Annotated in this window: 12 protein-coding genes; 9 read left to right on the plus strand and 3 right to left on the minus strand. The window is 70.7% G+C overall.

What is annotated here, in order from left to right; all coding sequences use genetic code 11:
- Positions 1–375: 375 nt before the first annotated feature.
- The 8 genes from EDF23_RS10645 (at position 376) to EDF23_RS10680 (ending at position 9,565) form a co-directional block, all read left to right on the plus strand.
- On the plus strand, positions 376–1,380 hold the full coding sequence (locus EDF23_RS10645; protein ID WP_131845390.1) for an aldo/keto reductase family protein: 1,005 nt from the start codon (positions 376–378) through the stop codon (positions 1,378–1,380).
- Positions 1,381–1,662: 282 nt separating this feature from the next.
- On the plus strand, positions 1,663–2,133 hold the full coding sequence (locus tag EDF23_RS10650; protein WP_243648889.1) for a GtrA family protein: 471 nt from the start codon (positions 1,663–1,665) through the stop codon (positions 2,131–2,133).
- Positions 2,130–3,662: a glycosyltransferase family 2 protein gene (locus EDF23_RS10655; protein WP_207895477.1), complete on the plus strand. Its 1,533-nt coding sequence runs from the start codon at positions 2,130–2,132 to the stop codon at positions 3,660–3,662. Before EDF23_RS10650 ends, EDF23_RS10655 begins: the two co-directional genes overlap by 4 nt.
- On the plus strand, positions 3,659–5,647 hold the full coding sequence (locus tag EDF23_RS10660) for a glycosyltransferase family 39 protein (RefSeq protein ID WP_131921631.1): 1,989 nt from the start codon (positions 3,659–3,661) through the stop codon (positions 5,645–5,647). The genes EDF23_RS10655 and EDF23_RS10660 overlap by 4 nt, the downstream gene beginning before the upstream one ends.
- Positions 5,648–5,946: 299 nt before the next feature.
- A complete protein-coding gene (locus EDF23_RS10665; protein ID WP_123294030.1) occupies positions 5,947–6,768 on the plus strand; it encodes a DUF4397 domain-containing protein in 822 nt (273 codons plus the stop codon).
- A gap of 101 nt (positions 6,769–6,869) precedes the next feature.
- Positions 6,870–8,024, plus strand: coding sequence for a glycosyl hydrolase family 8 (locus EDF23_RS10670; protein WP_131921632.1), 1,155 nt, complete (start codon positions 6,870–6,872; stop codon positions 8,022–8,024).
- On the plus strand, positions 8,021–8,725 hold the full coding sequence (locus EDF23_RS19225; protein WP_165901096.1) for a class F sortase: 705 nt from the start codon (positions 8,021–8,023) through the stop codon (positions 8,723–8,725). Before EDF23_RS10670 ends, EDF23_RS19225 begins: the two co-directional genes overlap by 4 nt.
- Before the next feature lie 45 nt (positions 8,726–8,770).
- Positions 8,771–9,565 carry a polyprenol monophosphomannose synthase gene (locus EDF23_RS10680; RefSeq protein ID WP_123294027.1) on the plus strand — a complete coding sequence of 265 codons (795 nt, stop codon included), beginning with the start codon at positions 8,771–8,773 and terminating at the stop codon, positions 9,563–9,565.
- A 108-nt stretch (positions 9,566–9,673) separates the two neighbouring features.
- On the opposite strand, the gene treZ is transcribed toward EDF23_RS10680, so the two are convergent.
- From treZ to glgX, 3 genes are read right to left on the minus strand one after another with little or no spacing between them, the layout of a single operon-like run.
- The gene (gene treZ / locus EDF23_RS10685) at positions 9,674–11,428 is read right to left on the minus strand and encodes a malto-oligosyltrehalose trehalohydrolase (RefSeq protein WP_131921634.1); all 1,755 of its coding nucleotides are present in this window, start codon (positions 11,426–11,428) and stop codon (positions 9,674–9,676) included.
- Positions 11,425–13,926, minus strand: a complete 2,502-nt coding sequence (gene treY, locus EDF23_RS10690) for a malto-oligosyltrehalose synthase (RefSeq protein ID WP_131921635.1) — start codon at positions 13,924–13,926, stop codon at positions 11,425–11,427. Before treY ends, treZ begins: the two co-directional genes overlap by 4 nt.
- Positions 13,923–16,157, minus strand: a complete 2,235-nt coding sequence (gene glgX / locus EDF23_RS10695; RefSeq protein ID WP_131921636.1) for a glycogen debranching protein GlgX — start codon at positions 16,155–16,157, stop codon at positions 13,923–13,925. The genes treY and glgX overlap by 4 nt, the downstream gene beginning before the upstream one ends.
- Positions 16,158–16,286: 129 nt before the next feature.
- Between glgX and EDF23_RS10700 the strand changes: the two genes are divergently transcribed.
- Positions 16,287–16,607 (plus strand): hypothetical protein, encoded by a 321-nt coding sequence (locus EDF23_RS10700; protein WP_111086838.1) that lies wholly within the window; start codon positions 16,287–16,289, stop codon positions 16,605–16,607.
- The last annotated feature ends 7 nt before the right edge of the window (positions 16,608–16,614 follow it).

Consider the following 16,614-nt stretch of genomic DNA (forward strand, 5'->3'; position numbering starts at 1 on the left):
GGGGGCGCCCGACGGCGCGGACCGCAGCGCTGCCCGCCCGGCCGGTCAGCGCAGCGGTCGGGACCGCGGCGACGGCGTCAGCCCGCCCGTCGCGGGGAGGTTGCCGCGGTCGCGACCTCAGCGACGACGCGAGCGGGCGTATTGGCCGGGTGTCGCCGTCGGGCACGCTGGCATTTCGCCCGCTCGCGGAACCCACGCTCGCGGGACCCCCGCTCGCGGAATCCACGCTCGCGGGACCGGCCCTCGCGGGACCCGCGCTCGCGGCGGCCGACCGCACCGCACCCCGCTACGCACCGCACCCGCCCCACCCCGCGGCGGGCGGCAGGCACTCGCGGGGCCCCTCACGTGTCGGCGGGGTCCAGTAGCGTCGGGAACATGGAATTCAGGTACCTGGGCAACTCCGGACTCAAGATCTCCGAGATCACCTACGGCAACTGGCTGACGCACGGCTCGCAGGTCGAGAACGACGTCGCCTCCCAGTGTGTGCGGGCAGCGCTCGACGCCGGCATCACCACGTTCGACACCGCGGACACGTACGCCAACACCGCCGCCGAGACCGTCCTCGGCGAAGCACTCAAGGGCGAGCGGCGTGCGGGGCTCGAGGTCTTCACGAAGGTCTACTGGCCCACCGGCCCCAAGCAGCACAACGACGTCGGACTCTCCCGCAAGCACATCCTCGAGTCGATCAACGGCTCGCTGACCCGCCTGCAGACCGACTACGTCGACCTCTACCAGGCGCACCGCTACGACCACGAGACCCCGCTCGAAGAGACCATGCAGGCCTTCGCGGACGTCGTCCGCCAGGGCAAGGCGCTCTACATCGGCGTCAGCGAGTGGAACGCCGAGCAGATCCGCGCCGGCGCCGCGCTGGCGAAGGAGCTCGGCTTCCAGCTCATCTCGAACCAGCCGCAGTACTCGATGCTGTGGCGGGTCATCGAGGGCGAGGTCGTCCCCGCCTCGAAGCAGCTCGGCCTGTCGCAGATCGTCTGGTCGCCCATCGCGCAGGGCGTGCTGACCGGCAAGTACAAGCCGGGTCAGCCGCTGCCCGAGGGCTCACGCGCCACGGACGAGAAGGGCGGCGCCGACATGATCAAGCGGTTCATGCGCGACGAGGTCCTCGAGGCCGTGCAGCGCCTGCAGCCCGTCGCCGACCAGGCCGGCCTCACCCTCGCGCAGCTCGCGATCGCGTGGACGCTGCAGAACGACAACGTCGCCAGCGCGATCGTCGGTGCCTCGCGTCCGGAGCAGGTCACGGACAACGTCAAGGCAGCGGGCGTCACGCTCGATGCCGACGCGCTCGCCGCCATCGACGAGGCGCTGGGTGACCTCCCGGAGCGCGACGCGGCCAAGACCGTGTCCCCGGCGCAGCGTCCCGCCTGAGACGCGACCCACCATCGGACGGGAGGCCCGTGGCGACGCCGCCACGGGCCTCCCGTCCGCTTTTCGGTCGGCCGTACAGCCCTGTTGGCCTGCACAGACCGGTCCGGTCTGCACAGATCGGCCGTCCGTACCCCGGATGAACGGCACGTGTCGTGGAACTGGCAGACACCTGGGTAAGCCCGTACCCCACCCAAACCACGAGCCACTTACCCCCGAATCGGGGGCATGACCCGAACTGATACCCCCGTTCTGGTGTCGCCCGACACCGGTACGGTGCCGACCGTGCGACCCGGCACGGTTGCGCGCCTGCTCGCCACCGCGAGGCAACTCGCGTCGTTCGGCACGATCGGTGCCGTCTGCTTCGTCATCGATCTGGGCATCTACAACCTGCTGCGCGCCACCGTCATGCCCGACGGTCCCATCGCCGCGAAGATCGTGTCGGCCGTCGTGGCGACCGCCGTGGCGTGGATCGGCAACCGCTTCATCACGTTCCGCGCCGAGCGCCAGACCGGCCGCCGCGAGACCGTGCGCGAGGGGCTGCTCTTCGCTGCCACGAACCTGATCGGGCTCGGCATCGCCGCGGCCTGCCTGTTCGTCTCGCACTACGTCCTCGGGTTCACCTCGACCCTCGCCGACAACGTCGCCGGCAACGGCGTCGGCCTCGTGCTCGGAACCGCCTTCCGGTTCGCCGCGTACAAGGCCCTCGTCTTCCGTTCCACCGATGCTCGTCGCACGAAGGGGCTCGCCGCATGACCATCTCCGCCACGCTGCTGACGGCCGCAGGGCCGCTGCTCCAGCCGAACGAGGGGACCGCTCCGTCGAGCGTCCCGAACCGAGGGACCACCGACGTCCCGACCGGAGGCTCCGGTGCCGTCCAGCAGGCCGCGTGGTCGCTGGGTGAGTGGATCGGCTACTCCGCGCTCATCGCGATCTCCGTGCTGCTCACGATCGTCGCGCTCACGACGCTGTGGTGGATGCTGCACGCGTGGCGCTCGCGGGACGCGCTGAAGTCGACGAGCTTCAGCCAGACCCCGCGCCCGGCCGCGCACCGCTTCACCCTGCTGGTGCCCGGACGGCACGAGCAGGAGGTCATGGGCCAGACGCTCGACATGCTCGCGAAGCAGGACCACCCCGACTTCGAGATCATCGCGATCGTCGGCGAGGACGACCCGGAGACGGACGCCGTCGTGCGCGCCGCCGCAGCCCGCCACCCCGAGCTGATCCGGGTGGTCGTCGACGACACCCTGCCGAAGAACAAGCCGAAGGCGATGAACCTGGCGCTGCAGTACGCGACCGGTGACGTCGTCGGCGTGTTCGACGCCGAGGACGAGGTCTACCCGCACCTGCTCACCCTGGTGGACTCGCGGTTCCAGGAGACCGGCGCCGACGTCGTGCAGGGCGGCGTGCAGCTGATGAACTTCAAGTCCAGCTGGTGGTCGCTCCGGAACGTCCTGGAGTACTACTTCTGGTTCCGCTCGCGCCTGCACTTCCACGCCGGCTCGAAGTTCATCCCGCTCGGCGGCAACACCGTCTTCGTGACGAAGGAGCGCCTCGACTGGTCGAACGGCTGGGACGCGCACTGCCTCGCCGAGGACTGCGAGCTCGGCGTCCGGCTGTCCGCCGACGGCGCGAAGGTCGTCGTCGCGTACAGCCCCGAGGCCGTCACCCGCGAGGAGACCCCGCCGACCTTCGCCTCGCTGCTCAAGCAGCGGACGCGCTGGAACCAGGGCTTCCTCCAGGTGCTCGGCAAGGGGGAGTGGAAGAAGCTCCCGTCGTTCCGTCAGCGATTCTTCGCCCGGTACATGCTGACCATGCCGTTCATCCAGGCGGCCACCGGTCTGCTCATCCCGCTCAGCGTCCTGATGATCCTGTTCGTCAAGGTGCCGACGGCGATCGCCCTGGTGTCGTTCATCCCGGTGGCACCGACGCTCATGCTGCTGGCCGTCGAGGTCGTCGGCCTCAACGAGTTCGGTCGCATCTACAAGGAGAAGGTCCGGTTCCGCGACTACGTGAAGCTCGTGCTCGGTCTCGTGCCGTACCAGATCTTCCTCGCCGCAGCAGCCGTCCGAGCCGTCGTCCGCCACGCCAAGGGGCAGAACGGCTGGGAGAAGACGGAGCACACGGGCCAGCACCGGAACGCCGAGCAGCCCGCCGAGGTCGTCGGCTTCGCGTCGGAGTTGACCGGATCCGGGTCCGCGGGCGCGACGCCTTCGTCGTCTTCGTCTTCGTCTTCGTCTTCCGAGCGTGAGCTCGCCGGCACGACCACAGGAGGGACCCGATGACCGCCAGCATCACGAACACCACCGGCATCCCGATCCGCGGTGCCGTCGCGGGGAACCACACCGGCATCGGCGCCTGGTTCCGCCGGCACGCCGCGAGCCTGACGTGGCTGCTGCCCGTCGTCGCCGTCACCGTCATCGTGCAGGCCTGGAACATGTCCGGCACCCCGCAGCGGATCGACGACGAGGGTACGTACACGGCGCAGGCCTGGGCGATCATGCACCTCGGCGAGATCACGCACTACACGTACTGGTACGACCACCCGCCACTCGGCTGGATCCAGATCGCCGGCTACACCGGTCTGACCGGGGCGTTCGCGCGCTACCCGTTCGCCGTCGAGGCCGGCCGCGAGGCGATGGTCTTCTTCTCCGCCGTCTCGAGCATCCTGCTGTTCGTCCTCGCCCGCCGCCTCGGTGCCGGCCGGATCACCGCTGCCGCAGCCGGACTCGTCTTCGCGCTGTCGCCGCTCGCCTTGCAGTACCACCGCACGGTCTACATCGACAACGTCGCGACGCCGTGGTTGCTCGCCGCGTTCGTCCTCGTCCTGAGCCGTCGCCAGCAGCTCGCCGGGTTCGCCGGCGCCGCTGCGTGCCTCGGCATCGCGGTGCTCTCCAAGGAGACGTACCTGCTCGCCCTGCCGTTCCTCATCTGGATGGCGATCCGTCGCGCCGACAAGAGCACCCGCCGGTACACGCTGAGCGTCGCCGGCGCCGTCCTCGTCATCATCGGCGGCGGGTACCTGCTGCTCGCCGCGGTCAAGGGCGAGCTGCTGCCGAGCAGCGGTCGGGTCAGCCTGTTCGAGGGCATCACCTACCAGCTCGGCTCGCGCTCGGCATCGGGTTCGCTGTTCGACCCGGGCAGCCTGGCCAACGCCGCCGCGTCGCAGTGGTGGGCGCTCGACCCGGTGTTCATCGTGCTCGGCTCGGCCGCCGCGGTCGTCGGGCTCTTCATGCGACGGGTCCGTCCGATCGCCGCGATGCTCGTCTTCCTGCTCGCGATGATGTTCCGCCCGAACGGGTACCTGCCGGTGCCGTACGTCATCATGCTCATCCCCTTCGCCGCCCTGCTGGTCGCCTACACGGCCGAGCGTGCCGTCCTGGCGATCGCCGGTCGGGTCCGCACCCGGACCCGCCTCGGCGCCGGGACCCGTCGTGGTCTCGGCATCACCTGGGCCGTCACGACCGCTGTCGCACTCGTCGTGGCGGTGCCGCTCTGGGGAACACAGCTGCGCGGCTTCGTCCTGGGCAACCTCGACCTGCCGATGCAGCAGGCCGAACAGTGGGTCGGGGACAACGTCTCGAAGTCCTCCCGACTGCTGGTGGACGACGCCATGTGGGTCGACCTCGTCGAGGACGGCTTCGCCCGGAACAACGTCGTCTGGTACTACAAGCTCGACACCGACGGAGCCGTGGAGCGGCAGTCGCCCAACGGGTGGAAGGACTCGGACTACGTCATCACGACGGACTCCATGCGGACCGGCGGCAACTCGTCGTCCGACATCCGCCAGGCGATCGAGAACTCGACGGCCGTCGCGACCTTCGGGTCCGGTGACCAGCAGGTCGAGGTCCGACGCATCCACGCCGAGGGATCGACGGCCGCACAGACCGCGATCACCCGGGCCAGCGACCTGCGGAAGACCATGGGCACCGAGCTGGCGTCGAACCCGGCGCTCCGGGCCGACGACGGCACGAAGTCGCAGTTCCGTGCGGGTCAGGTCGACTCGCGAGCGATGATCGCGCTCGGCCAGGTGCTCGCCGACCAGGACGTCCGCGTCGACCGGTTCACCCCGCTCACGGGCGAGACCGGGCAGCCGTTCCGCACCGCCGTCCTGCACACGAGCGACGCTGCCTCGGCGGAGCGCGTGGCCGCCACCCTCGACGCGATGCCCGATTCGTTCCGGCCGGCGTCGGTCGAGCGTGAGAGCGAACGCCTCACCGTCACGTACACCCCGGCGGACCCGACCACGACCGCGACGAGCGCCTCGTGACCCGCCGACCCGCCGCCCCGTCCGCCGCCCGGATCGCCGAGCAGATCGCCGAGCGGGCGAAACACCAGGGTGCTCCGTCCGCCGACCCCGGCATTTCGCCCGCTCGCGGGGCGGCTCGCACCACCCGCACACGCGGGATCGCCGAGCGGGCGAAACACCAGGGTGCTCCGGGTGACGACCCCGGCATTTTGCCCGCTCGCGGGGCGGCTCGCGGGGACGCTCGCATCCACGGCCCCGGGGCGGCCCGCAGCACCACCGCACACGACTCGACCAGCACCACGACCCGAAGGAGCACGACCATGACCGCACACACCCAGCGACGCCGCACCGTCGTCGTCGGCGCACTCGCAGCGACCCTCGTCGCCGCGACCGTCGGACTCGCAGCACCCCAGACCGCCTCCGCCGCCACCGCCGACGAGGGCTGGCTCCGCGTCGGCCACCTCTCGCCCGACACCAAGGGCGTCGACGTCGAATTGTCCAGCCTGTCCGGCGGCAAGACGATCTTCGAACTCGACGACGTCACGTACGGCCAGGTCAGCAAGTACCAGGAGCTCCCGGTGGGCACCTACGTGCTGTCGATGCGGGCCTCGGACGCCCCGGACTCCACGCCGGTGATCTCCACCGACGTCAAGGTCGACAAGGGCGACGCGAGCACGGTCGTCGCGTACGGCAAGAACACCGACCTCAAGACGACGGCGTTCACCGACGACCTGCAGCAGCCCGGCGACGGCAAGGCGAAGCTCCGGCTGGTCCAGGCCGCCACCACGGCGAAGCAGGTCGACGTGAGCACCTCCGAGGGCACCGCCATCGCCGAGGGCGCGAAGTTCGGCACCGCCACCAAGTACGCCACCGTCGACTCCGGCAAGTGGACGCTCGACGTCTCCGGCAGCGGCCAGCAGGGCACCGCCAGCGTCGACCTCGCGGGCAACACGGTCTCCACCCTGTTCGTCCTCGACGACAGCAAGGGCGACCTGACGGTCGTGCCGGTCACGGACGCCGCAGCCACCGCCGCGACGCCGACCGGCGGCGTGCAGACGGGTGGCGGCGGCGCAGCCGCCGACCGCCCGATGACGGAGGCCGTCCACACGGCCATCGCAGCGCTCCGCTCGCTGTACCGCTGACGCCCTGGCCGGGAGGCACGGATCACGTGCGCCGACACGCTCACGTGATCCGCCCCTCCCGTCCAGATCCATCGTCACCATCCACGGAAAGGCAGGCCAGCATGACCCGCAGGACCTGGATACCCGTCACCGCCGCAGCGGCGGTGGTCGTCGCCGTCGGCGTCGCGCTCATCGCGGTTCGCCCGTGGGGGCAGGACACCGAGGCCTCGAGCGGCTCGGTCGCCACCCCGACCTCGACCAGCGCGCCCGACGCGGCACGCTCCCCGAAGGAGCTCCGCACGGAGTTCCTCGACCGGTACGTGCAGGACGGCCGCGTCGTCCGCACCGACCAGGGCGACGACACCGTCAGCGAGGGACAGGCCTACGGGCTGCTCATCGCCTTCGCGAACGGTGACCGCGACCGGTTCGACGACATCTGGAAGTGGACGAAGACGCACATGCTGACCGACGACGACCTGCTCGCCTGGCGTTGGACGCCCGACGACGGTGTCGCCGACGAGCAGCCGGCCAGTGACGCCGACCTCGACGCCGCGCGGGCCCTGGTGCTCGCCGGAGACGCGTGGGGCGAGGACCGTTACACGGCAGCCGGCAAGCGCATCGCCTCGGCGATCCTGGAACACGAGACCGCGACCACGGAACTCGGCACGATCCTGCTGCCCGGGCCGTGGGCGGACTCCGAGCCGTACCGGTACAACGCCTCGTACGCGTCGCCGGCAGCCTTCGCGGTGCTGGCGAAGGCCACGGGCGACGACCGTTGGACCGCGCTGAACCGGGGGTCCCGCGCGGCGACCGCGGCGGTGCTCGACGAGTCGCAGCTGCCGAGCGACTGGTCGCAGGTGCACGCCGACGGTACCGTCGACCCGATGCCCGCCACCGGTGGGGACCAGCGCGTGCTGTACGGCTACGACGCGATGCGGACGCCCGTTCGCTACGCCGAGGCCTGCTCCGCCGACGACCGCGCCCTGGCCGGGTCGCTCGCCCCGACCCTGCGTCGGACGACGCAGCTCGCGGCGCAGCTCGACCTGGGCGGCACCGCCGTGACCGGGGACACGAACGCCCTGGCGTACACCGCCCGGGCCGCCGCCGAGTACGCGGCCGGTTCCTCCGGCGCGGCTGCCGACGACCTGGAGCGGGCCGACCGGACGGCTGCCACCACGCCGACCTACTACGGGGACGCCTGGGCCGCCCTCGGTTCGACCATGCTCACCTCGGACGTGCTCGGCGGCTGCGCGACGACGGCCGGAGGCGCATCGTGACCGGCCGACGGTCCGCCGGGCGTGGTTCGGTGTTCGGACGCCGTGGCGTGGTGATCGGGGCCGTGCTCGCCGCGGTCGTCGTGGGCGGCGGCGTCACCGGTGTGGCGCTCGCGTCGACCGTCGGCAGTGACGGGTCGGACGGGCGGGCCGGTTCGGCGCCGTCGAGTTCGGCGTCGGCGTCTGCTTCTGCTTCTGCTTCTGCAGGGTCGGGCATCGAGGGGTTCCAGGACCCGGCCGTACCCGCTGCCCGATCCGCGGCGACCCCCGTCAGCGTCTCGATCCCCGCGATCGGCGTGCAGTCGAACCTCGAGGACCTGCACCGCGGCACGGCCGGCGAACTCGACCCGCCCGTCGACTGGGACAGCGCCGGGTGGTTCAGCGACGGCATCGTCCCCGGTGAGGTCGGCCCGGCAGTCATCGCCGGCCACGTCGACAGCCCGACGAGCGCCGCCGTGTTCTTCCGGCTCGACGAACTGGTCGCCGGCGACGAGATCCACGTCGCGATGTCCGACGGCAGCACCCGCACCTTCACCGTCGACCGCTCGGAACGCGCCGCCAAGTCGGCGTTCCCGACGAGCGACGTCTACGGCACCACCCCGACCCCCCAGCTCCGACTGATCACCTGCGACGGCGTGTTCGACACCGCCACCGGGCACTACACGGACAATCTGATCGTGTTCGCAGACCTCTCGTCGGACTGACCCAAACACCGACCGATACATTCGATGTGGAGCACGAGGAGCACCATGAGCGAGACCCTGGTCATCATCCCGACCTACGACGAGGCGGAGAACGTCCGTCCCATCGTCGAGCGCACGCTCGCCGCCACCGACGAGAACGTCCACGTGCTGGTCGTCGACGACAACTCGCCGGACGGCACCGGTGACATCGCCGACGCCATCGCCCGTGAGACCGACCGCGTGCACGTCATGCACCGCACGGTGAAGGACGGTCTCGGCGGCGCGTACCTGTCCGGGTTCGCCTGGGGCCTCGAGCACGGCTACGCCAAGCTCGTCGAGATGGACGCCGACGGCTCGCACCACCCCGAGTACCTGCCGTGGATGCTCGAGCTCGCGGACACGAACGACCTCGTCCTCGGGTCCCGCTGGATCAAGGGCGGCAAGGTCGAGAACTGGCCCTGGTACCGCGAACTGCTCTCCCGCGGCGGCAACCTCTACACGCGCCTGGCCCTCGGCATCGCCGTCCGCGACGCCACCGGCGGGTTCCGGGTCTTCACCTCGCGGGCGTTCGAGCGGATCGACCTGGCCGGCGTCGCGTCGAAGGGCTACTGCTTCCAGGTCGACCTGTGCTGGCGTGCCCTCGAGGCCGGTCTGCGCGTCGTCGAGACCCCGATCACGTTCACCGAGCGGGAGTTCGGCGTCTCGAAGATGAGCGGCAACATCGTGCGCGAGAGTCTGGCCCTCGTGACGAAGTGGGGCATCGACCGCCGCATCCGCGAGACCCGTTCCCTGGTCAAGGACCACCGGAAGCTGCCGTCCGTCCGCACGAACGCGCACGCTGTGGCCGACCACGCGGCCTGACCCGCTGGCCCACCGTTCGACGAGACTCGGGGTGGGCGACAGGACTCGTGCTGTGCAGCACGAAGACCGTCGCCCACCCCGAGTCTCGGTTCGGTGACAGTGCAGCGACTAGCGCAGCACCACCACGCCCCGCCCGCGGAACCGCACGCAGTCCGTCGCGACCTCGGCCGCTCCGAACCGGTAGAGCTCTTCGCCGGTGGCACCGGGGACCGGCACCTCGGCTGCGTCGTCGAGGAAGTTCACCACGACGTGCACGGGTGCCACGTCCGGTCCGAGCAGCCCACGCGTGAGCACCAGCCACCGGCGGTCCTCGCTGAACTGCACGGCGTTCGCCTCGTACCGGTGGTCGACGAAGGCCTGGTCGGTCCGGCGCAGGGCGACGAGCACCCGGTAGGCTTGCAGGATCGCCGCACCCCGCTCGGAACTGACGTCGGCCCAGTCGAGCTTCGAGTTCGTGAACGTCGTCGGGTCCTGCGGGTCCGGCACGGCCGACTCGTCCCAGCCGTGCTCCGCGAACTCGCGGATGCGGCCCTCGGCCGTCGCCTTGCCGAGCTCGGGCTCCGGGTGCGACGTGAAGAACTGCCACGGTGTCGTCGCGGCGAACTCCTCGCCCATGAACAGCATGGGTGTGAACGGACCGAGCAGCGTCAGTGCCGCAGCGATGACGAGGCCTTCGTCGTCGAGCGTCGCCGCCAGACGGTCGCCCGCCGCGCGGTTGCCGATCTGGTCGTGGTTCTGGTTCGTGACGACCAGGGCAGTCGCCGGGGAAGTCCCGCGGTCGATCGGTTGCCCGTGGCGCCGGCCACGGAACGACGACCACGTGCCGTCGTGGAAGAACCCGTGGTCGAGCACCTTCGCGAGCGCCGACAGCGGTGCGAAGTCGGCGTAGTAGCCGTTCGTCTCGCCCGTCAGCGCCACGTGCACGGCGTGGTGGAAGTCGTCGGACCACTGTCCGGCGAGCCCGTACCCGGCGGCTTCCCGCGGGCGGAACATCACCGGGTCGTTGAGGTCCGACTCGGCGATCAGCGACAGCGGACGACCGACGAAGGAACCGTAGGCGTCCGTCTCGTCGGCCATCTCGGCCAGGACGTGCGGCCGCGTGGTGTCGCGGATCGCGTGCACGGCGTCGAGCCGGAGCCCGTCGACGTGGTGGTCGCGGAACCACATGCGCACGTTGTCGAGCACGTACCGACGGACCTCGGGGTGCTCGACGTTCACCGAGTCGCCCCACGTGTTCGCGAGCCCCTGCACCAGGTACGGCCCGTACAGCGGCAGGTAGTTGCCGCTCGGCCCGAGGTGGTTGTAGACGACGTCCTGGATGACGCCCAGGCCGAGTGAGTGCGCCGTGTCGACGAACCGGTCGTAGGCGTCCGGGCCGCCGTACGGGGCGTGCACCGCGTACCAGGCGACCCCGTCGTAGCCCCAGTTCCACTCGCCGTTCACACCGTTCACGGGCAGCAGTTCGACGAACTCGACGCCGAGCTCGACCAGGTGGTCGAGCTTCTGCGCCGCCGCGTCGAGGGTGCCCTCCGGCGTGTAGGTGCCGACGTGCATCTCGTAGATCACGGCGCCGCGGGCTGGACGCCCGGTCCACGACTCGTCGGTCCACGCGAAGCGCGCGGGGTCGACGACGGCGGACGTACCGTGCACCCCGTCCGGCTGGAAGCGACTGCGGGGGTCGGGGCGCACCGCGTCGTCGTCGCCGAGGCGGAACCCGTAGCGGGCACCGACGACCGGCATGATCGCGTCGGTCGACCACCAGTCGTCGTCGCCCCGGGTCAGCGGGTACTCGACGTCGTCGACGACCAGCCGGACGCGGTCCGGCTCGGGCGCCCAGACGGCGTAACGGTCGGGTGCGGTCATGCGTGACCCTCCAGGATGTCGATCTCCGCTTGCGCGTCGGACTCGGTCGCCGGGGTGGTCCGGGCGGTCGACCGGGAGGCCCGTTCCGCGCCGGACGCGTCGGTCACCGTGTCGGCGTGGCCGGGTTCCCCGACCGTGGCGGCCGGTACGAGCAGCGCGACCGGGTAGGTGGTGAGCAGGTCCGCGAGGGCGATGCCCCGGCTGGCCGCGAAGGTCCTGCCGGTGAGCAGGTCGACCCGGTCGACGGGGACGGCGTGCACGAGGGTGTCACCCCAGCCTCCGACCCGTTCGAGCCCGATCGGCAGTCGCGTGGCGATCGTCACGGCACCGCCGCGGTCGAACGCGACGACGTGGTCCGCCGCGCTGCCCGTCGCCTCGAGCGCGAGGTACCGCGTGAAGAGCTCCGGGTGGTCGCGGCGGAGACGGAGTGCACGGGCGGTCACGAGGAGCTTCGCGGCGCCGTCGATCCCGATCGCCGGGAGGTCCTCGGGGCCGTCGTCGTCCGGGCCGTCGATCTCGGCGAGGACGTGGCGCCGCTCGGCGTAGTCCACGGCCCGGCGGTTGTCGGGGTCGACGAGGGACCGGTCCCAGAACTCGGTGCCCTGGTAGACGTCGGGGACGCCGGGTGCCGTGAGCTGCACGAGCTTCTGCGCGAGCCCGTTCGACCACCCAGCCGCGTCGATCCGTTCGTCGAGGGCATCGAGCACGGCCACCACGGCGGGCTCGTCGAACGCCGCGTCGACGAGGGCGTGCATGCGCTCCTCGAACGCCGTGTCCGGCTCGGTCCAGGTGGTGCTGTCGCCGGCTTCGCGGGATGCCTTCTCGGCGTAGGCGTGCAGCCGCTCACGACTCGCGGGACGGGCACCGACGATCGCCTGCCAGAGCAGGTCGGCGAACACGCGGTCCTCGAGCGGGACGAGGGACTGCAACCGGTCGAGCGTGTCGGCCCACTCGCTGCCGAGCTCGGCCAGGACCGCGATGCGTGCGCGGGTGTCCTCGCTGCGCTTCGTGTCGTGGGTGGTGAGCGTCGTCATGGTGTGCGGCCAGCTGCCGAGCCGGTCGCGCTGCGCCTGGTGGAAGTCGGCCACGGACACCGCGAACACGCTCGGGTCACCACCGACCTCGCTCAGGGACGTCAAGCGGGACGTGCGGTAGAACGCGGTGTCCTCGACGCCCTTGGCCATCACCATGCCGCTCGTCTGCTGCAGGCGGATCGCGGCGGCGTTGTCCGGGTCGACGAGCGCCGGGGCGATCCGGTCGATGACGTCGTCGAGGTCGGGACGGGCCTCTGCCGCGCGTTCGAGCGCCGCGATGAGATGGTGGGCGCCCTCGGGCAGGTAGGTGCGGTACACGTCGAACGACGCCACGACCTCGGCGAGGGCGTCGACGAGCCGTTCGTGCGTGATCGCGTCCGCTCCGGCGGTGACCGGCGCGAGCAGTCGGGCGAGTCGCTCGACCTCGCTGCCGAGGATCCCGTCGGCGATGCCGCGGCGGGTGTCGTGCGTCAGCTGCTGCCACTCGGCGGGCTCCGCGCCCGATGCCGCGGTCAGCGAGGGTTCGCCCGCGGGGTCGACGAGCACACGGTCCAGGACGCCGAGCGCGTCGTACCCGGTCGTGCCGTCGACCGGCCAGGAGCTCGGGAGTTCCTCGCCGGGTTCGAGGATCTTCTCGACGAGGGTGTACGCACCGCCGGTCAGCTCGGCGAGGTCCTGCAGGTAGCCGGCGGGGTCGTACAGTCCGTCCGGGTGGTCGATGCGCAGTCCGTCGACGAGGCCGTCGCGGAACCAGCCGCCGATGACGCCGTGCGACGCCGCGAACACCTCGGGTTCCTCGACCCGGATGGCCGCGAGCGTGTTCACCGCGAAGAACCGGCGGTAGTTCAGCTCGTGGTCCGCACGCTTCCAGTGCACGAACGCGTAGTGCTGCAGCGCGTGCACGGCCTCGACCGAGTCGCCCGGGTGGGCGGTGCCCGGCGCGGTCGGGTACGCAGTGTCGCCGACCCGGAGCACCGGGTGCTCGGCGTCGGACGTGTCGAGCGTGACCGCGTCGAGCAGCCGGTCGTCGAGGACCGGCACCCGGACCTTGCCGTCGCCGGCGTCCCAGTCGACGTCGAACGCCCAGGCGACGGGGGAGCCCTGGCCGAGTTCGAGCAGGGACCACCACCACGGGTTGACCGCCGGGGTGGCGACCCCGACGTGGTTCGGGACGACGTCGACCAGCACGCCGAGCCCGACCGCGTGCGCGGCCTCGGCGAGGACCCGGAGGGCCTCGTCACCGCCGCGGTCGGTGTCGACGTGCGTGTGGTCGACGACGTCGTAGCCGTGGTTCGAGCCGGGCTCCGACTGCAGGACCGGCGACAGGTACAGCCAGTCGGCCCCGAGGTCGTGCACGTAGTCGACGAGGTCGCGTGCGGCGGCCAGGTCGAAGTCCGCCGACACCTGCAGCCGGTACGTCGAGACGGGCACGCGACGCCCGGCCCCCGTCGTGCCGGTCGTCATCGCGCGGTGCCGCTCGGTGCGGTGGAACCGGCCGGGTTGGCCGGGGTGACGGCGTCCTGCGGGGACCGGGGCTCGGGGGCCCCGTCGTGGTGCTGGACCTCGACCGGGGTGACCGAGACCTCGTGGTTCGGCTCGGCACGCAGGACGATCATCGAGCGCGCGGGCACGTCGAGCGGGGTACCTGCCTCGACGATCTCGTCGCGGGCACCGGGCTCGGCGGTGTCGATGCGGACCGTCCAGCCGGGTGCGTACTCCTCGGTCGGCAGCGTGAACGTCACGACGTCGTCGTGGGCGTTGAAGTACGTGATGAACGCCACGTCGGTGACGCGCTCGCCGCGGGAGTCACGCCCGCGGATGCCGTCGCCGTTCAGGTACATGCCGACGCTCTTGCCGAAACCGGAGTCCCAGTCCTCCGGCGACATGGCGTCGCCCTCGGGCGTCAGCCAGACCACGTCGGGCAGCGGCTCGTCCTGACCACGGCGCACCGGGCGCCCGTTGAAGTACCGGGTGCGACGGAACGTCGGGTGGTCGTGGCGCAGCTTGACCACGTCGGCCGTGAACTGGACGAGGTCGTCGTCCGCGGTGTCCCAGTCGATCCAGCTGAGCTCGGAGTCCTGTGCGTAGACGTTGTTGTTGCCGGACTGCGAACGGCCGAGCTCGTCACCGTGGGCGATCATCGGCACGCCCTGGCTGAGGAGCAGGGTCGCCAGGAAGTTCCGGCGGCGCTGGAGCCGCAGGGCGTTCACGGACTCGTCGTCCGTCGGACCCTCGGCGCCCGAGTTCCAGGACCGGTTGTGGCTCTCGCCGTCGTTGTTGTCCTCGCCGTTGGCGTCGTTGTGCTTCTCGTTGTAGGCGACGAGGTCGTACAGCGTGAAGCCGTCGTGCGCGGTGATGAAGTTGATGCTCGCCTTGGGCGTCCGGCCGTCGTGCTCGTACAGGTCGGCCGAGCCGGAGATGCGCGACGCGAACTCACCGAGGGTCGACGACTCACCGCGCCAGAAGTCGCGCACGGTGTCGCGGTACTTGCCGTTCCACTCGGACCACTGGGGCGGGAAGTTGCCGACCTGGTAGCCACCGGGGCCGACGTCCCACGGCTCGGCGATGAGCTTGACCTGCGACACGATCGGGTCCTGCTGCACGAGCTCGAAGAACGCGGACAGTCGGTCCACCTCGTAGAACTCGCGGGCGAGCGCCGAGGCGAGGTCGAATCGGAAGCCGTCGACGTGCATCTCGGTCACCCAGTAGCGCAGCGAGTCGAGGATGAGCTGCAGCGAGTGCGGGTGCCCGACGTTGAGCGAGTTCCCGGTGCCCGTGTAGTCCATGTAGAACTTCTTGTCGTCGTCGACCAGGCGGTAGTACGCCGCGTTGTCGATGCCGCGGAACGACAGCGTCGGCCCGAGGTGGTTGCCCTCGGCGGTGTGGTTGTAGACGACGTCGAGCACGACCTCGATGCCGGCGCGGTGGAGCTCCCGCACCATCGTCTTGAACTCCTGCACCTGCTGCCCCTGGTCGCCCGAGGACGAGTACGAGGAGTGCGGCGCGAAGAAGCCGATGGTGTTGTAGCCCCAGTAGTTCGACAGCCCCTTGTCCTGCAGGGTCGAGTCGTTCACGAACTGGTGCACCGGCATGAGCTCGAGCGTCGTGATGCCGAGTCGCTTCAGGTGCTCGATGACCGCGGGGTGCGAGACGCCGGCGTAGGTGCCGCGCTGCTCTTCGGGCACGTCGGGGTGGGTCTCGGTGAGGCCCTTGACGTGCGCTTCGTAGATGACCGTCTCGCCGTAGGGCGTGCGCGGTGCGCGGTCGCCCTGCCAGTCGAAGAACGGGTTGATCACGACGCCCTTCATCATGTGCGCCGCGGAGTCGTCGTCGTTCGTCGAGTCCGGGTCGCCGAACGTGTAGGCGAAGAGCGACTGGTCCCAGTCGATCTCGCCGCTCGTCGCCTTGGCGTAGGGGTCGAGCAGGAGCTTCGACGGGTTGCAGCGTGCACCGTTGTCGGGGTCGTACGGGCCGTGGACACGGAAGCCGTACTCCTGGCCGGGGCCGACGTTCGGCAGGTACGCGTGCCAGACGTAGGCGTCGACCTCGACGAGGGGGATGCACTCTTCGTTGCCGTCGGTGTCGAACAGACAGAGTTCGACGCGCTCGGCGACCTCACTGAAGAGCGCGAAGTTCGTGCCGCTTCCGTCGTAGGTCGCCCCGAGCGGGTACGGGTTGCCGGGCCAGGTGTGCAAACGGTCCTCCAGGTGATGGTCGCGCCAACATATCGGTGACACCCGTCCGCGTCCGCAGACAAGCACCAGCTGTGTACCCGTGCGCGCGTGGCCCGCCCTGTGGAGGAACGGACGAGTAGCGTCGCGCGCATGGCCAACATCGTCACGCAGATCGCAGACAAGGTACGCCCGATCGGCGTCTCCACGAACTACGGAGACCCCGTCGAGGTCGGCGACCAGACCCTCATCCCGGTGTCCCTCGGCTGGTTCGGCTTCGGGGGCGGCGGGGACGACGAGAACGGCGGCGGCGGTGGCGGCGGCGCGTCGATCCCGGTCGGCGCGTACATCCGTCGCCCCGGCAAGGACCTCGAGTTCGAGCCGAACCTCATCTCGCTCGTCGCCGTGAGCATCCCGCTCGTCTGGGTGACCGGCACCGTGCTCCGCAAACTGGTGCGCGTCCTGAAGAAGTAGCGACACA

Source organism: Curtobacterium sp. PhB128 (assembly GCF_004340725.1).
In the GTDB taxonomy this organism is placed as follows: domain Bacteria; phylum Actinomycetota; class Actinomycetes; order Actinomycetales; family Microbacteriaceae; genus Curtobacterium.